Origin of the sequence: Sphingomonas sanguinis (genome assembly GCF_001476905.1) — a bacterium.
Taxonomy (GTDB): Bacteria; Pseudomonadota; Alphaproteobacteria; order Sphingomonadales; family Sphingomonadaceae; genus Sphingomonas; species Sphingomonas sanguinis_B.
Window position 1 is genome coordinate 1 of record NZ_LDTE01000181.1, and the last position, 3,213, is coordinate 3,213.

Here is a 3,213-nt window from a genome sequence, read left to right on the forward strand (position 1 = left end):
CGCCCTCGGCCACCGGCTTGCCGCCCGCCATCATGGCATAGGCGACCAGATTGCCGGTCGACTGCTTGGTGTCGAGGAAGGTCGAGGCGGATTGCGCCAGCTGGTCGCGATAGACCAGATCCTCGTACAACCGCGAGCTTTCGCCCGCCGACAGGATGGCGTTCAGCACCATGATGGCGGGAGTGTCGGCGCTCCGCTCGGGCGGGATATGATAGCTGATGAGGACGGCGGGCAGCGGCACGTTCGCCTCGTAGACGGTCCGCGTGACGGCCTCGGTCCGGGCTGGTTCCTGTACCGTCACGCGCGGGATCGCGGCGGCGGGGCGCTTGATGTTGGCGAAATACTGATCGACCCAAGCGTTCAGCTGGGAGGGATCGAAATTGCCCGAGACGACGAGCACGGCATTGTCGGGCCGGTAATAGGTGGCGTGGAAGGCGCGCACATCGTCGATGCCCGCCGACTCCAGTTCCTCCAGGCTGCCGATCCCCGGCCGCGCATAGGGGTGCGTCGTATAGGCGAGCTTGGGGTAATAGATGGATAACAGCTTGCCATAAGGCTGGGCGAGGGTGCGCTGACGCAGTTCCTCCTTCACCACGTCGCGCTCGCTGGCGAAGCTCTTCGGCTCGACGACCAGCGCGGCCATGCGGTCGGCTTCCGCGAACAGCAGGCGCTGCAGGTGGTTGGCGGGCACCACCTCGAAATAATTGGTGTAGTCGTCGGCGGTGGAGGCGTTGTTATAGCCCCCGACATCCTCGGTCAGGCGATCCATCTGTTCGGGGACGAGATTGCGCGTCGCCTTGAACATGAGATGCTCGAACATATGGGCAAAGCCCGAGCGGCCCTTGGGATCGTCCTTCGACCCGACATCATACCAGACCTGGACCGACACGTTGGGCGTCGTCGTGTCGCGAATGGCATAGACGCGCAGGCCGTTGGGCAGGGTGCGCGTGGTGAAGTCGATCGGCTTCACGCTTTCCGTGCGCGCCCCCGTTGGAGCCTGGGGCGTGGCGGTCTGTGCCCCTGCCAGCGAGGGAAGGGCGGCGACGCCGAGCAGAAGCGCGGCACGGAAAAGGCGCATGAAAACCCTCTTTGTTGAGTGACGTTACTTGGACTTGTTGCGCGTACCGTACATCACCGCCGCCGCGATCGCAGCCGAGCCGATGCCGACGCCCAGACCGATCTTGCCCAGCGGCCAGTTGCGCGTCTTGTCCTTGACCGACGCGGCGGTCGCTTCGGCGGCGGCGACGGCGTGATCCTTGGCTTCCTTCGCGGCGGCGAGGATTTCGTTGGGGGCGTCTTCGATATGATCGGTCATCGTTACTCTCCTACTGGCCCGCAGCGTAGCGCGAGCGGAAGTCGTCCGCAAAGGCCGTGAGGCGCCCCTCGGCGATGGCGGCGCGCAGATCGGCCATCATCTGCTGATAGAACCAGATATTATGCTCGGTCATCAGCATCGCACCCAGGATTTCGCCCGCGCGGACCAGATGGTGCAGATAGGCCCGGCTCCAGGTCGCACAGACCGGGCAACCGCAGGCGGGGTCAAGCGGCCCCTGATCCTCGGCGAAGCGCGCATTGCGGATGTTGATCGGTCCTTGCCGCGTAAAGGCCTGCCCCGTGCGGCCCGAGCGGGTTGGCAGCACGCAATCGAACATGTCGACGCCGCGCTCGACCGCACCGACGATATCGGTCGGCTTGCCCACACCCATCAGGTAACGCGGCTTTTCGACTGGCAACTGGCCCGGCGCGAAGTCGAGGCAGCCGAACATCGCCTCTTGTCCCTCGCCGACCGCGAGGCCGCCAATGGCGTAACCGTCGAAGCCGATATCGATCAGCGCATCGGCGGAGGATTTGCGAAAGCCCTCGTCCAGCGCGCCCTGCTGGATGCCGAAGATCGCATTGTCCTCGGCATGTTGCCCGCCTGCGTTGAAGGCGTCGCGGCTGCGTTTGGCCCAGCGCATCGAGCGTTCCATGGCGCTGGCCTGAACCTCGCGGGTCGAGGTGGTCGGGACCAGTTCGTCGAACGCCATGACGATGTTGGAGCCGAGCAGCCGCTGGATTTCGATCGAGCGTTCGGGGCTGAGCAGGTGGCGGGTGCCGTCGAGATGGCTCTTGAACGCGACGCCATCCTCGGACCGCTTGGTCAGCTCGGCCAGGCTCATCACCTGATAGCCGCCCGAATCGGTCAGGATCGGCCGGTCCCATCCCATGAAGCCGTGCAGGCCGCCCAGCCGGTTCACCCGCTCCGCGCCGGGGCGCAGCATCAGGTGATAGGTATTCCCTAAGATGATGTCCGCGCCGCTCGCGCGCACGTCGCCGGGCTTCATCGCCTTGACGGTGGCGGCGGTGCCGACGGGCATGAAGGCGGGGGTGCGGATCTCGCCCCGCTTCATAGTGATGGTGCCGGTGCGGGCGCGGCCGTCCGTGGCGTGGATGGCGAAGGAAAAGCGGGCGGTCATTTTCTGTCTCTGGGCGCGAGCGGGCCGGTGGGGCCGTTGGCGTCGGCGGGAATGGTGCGGATGGTCAGCGCTTCGGCGCGGGTGATCGCGCCGTCCTGGTCGCGGTCGAAGCGCGAGAACAGGCGCGAGAAATGGGCCTGCAACTCGGCCAAGGTGATGCGGTTGTCGGTGTCCTTGTCGACATCGAACGGGCTGGGCAGCGCGTTGCGGTCACCCAGCCAGCGCTCGGCCCAGTCGGCGGACTGGATATAGCCGATCGAACCCTGATGCGCGGTGTCGATCAGGTCGTAGGAACGCTTGACCCCGGCCTCCATCTCCGCGCGCGTGGTCTTGCCGTCGCCGTCCGCATCGAAGGCGGCGATCATCATCGCGACCGGCTCGACCACCATGGTCGCGGGCGTCTGCGCAAAGGGCTTGGGGCGCGCCGTCACCGTCACCGTCTCATTGGCGCCCGGCGTTGCCGCCTGGAGCAGCAGCGCCAGCAGGATCATGCGGCGCGCTCCGGCAGAAGCAGCGATCCGTCGCCATAGGAATAGAAGCGATAGTCCGTGGCGATGGCATGGGCATAGGCCGCCTGCATCCGCTCCAGCCCCATCAGCGCCGAGACCAGCATGAACAGGGTCGAGCGCGGCAGGTGGAAATTGGTCATCAGCCCGTCGATGCCGCGAAAGCGATAGCCCGGTGTGATGAAGATCGCCGTGTCGCCCTCGAACGGGCGAATCACGCCGTCCTCTCCGGCCGCGCTCGACCCTGTTCA

At 66.0% G+C, this 3,213-nt stretch carries 4 protein-coding genes and 1 pseudogene; all 5 read right to left on the reverse strand.

What is annotated here, in order from left to right:
• Nucleotides 1–1,078 (reverse strand): M16 family metallopeptidase (locus SB4_RS18350; protein WP_193753889.1); only part of this gene is annotated, 1,078 nt, incomplete at its 3' end.
• A gap of 24 nt (nt 1,079–1,102) precedes the next feature.
• Nucleotides 1,103–1,315, reverse strand: a complete 213-nt coding sequence (locus SB4_RS18355) for a hypothetical protein (protein ID WP_058731881.1) — start codon at nt 1,313–1,315, stop codon at nt 1,103–1,105.
• 10 nt (nt 1,316–1,325) lie between these two features.
• Complete coding sequence (tgt, locus tag SB4_RS18360; protein ID WP_058753714.1) at nt 1,326–2,456, reverse strand: tRNA guanosine(34) transglycosylase Tgt; 1,131 nt, start codon at nt 2,454–2,456, stop codon at nt 1,326–1,328.
• The gene (locus SB4_RS18365) at nt 2,453–2,947 is read right to left on the reverse strand and encodes an EF-hand domain-containing protein (protein ID WP_153006341.1); all 495 of its coding nucleotides are present in this window, start codon (nt 2,945–2,947) and stop codon (nt 2,453–2,455) included. Before SB4_RS18365 ends, tgt begins: the two co-directional genes overlap by 4 nt.
• A pseudogene (locus SB4_RS18370) lies at nt 2,944–3,201 on the reverse strand (S-adenosylmethionine:tRNA ribosyltransferase-isomerase); the annotation flags it as partial. The pseudogene SB4_RS18370 and the gene SB4_RS18365, both read right to left, overlap by 4 nt.
• Nucleotides 3,202–3,213: the final 12 nt, after the last annotated feature.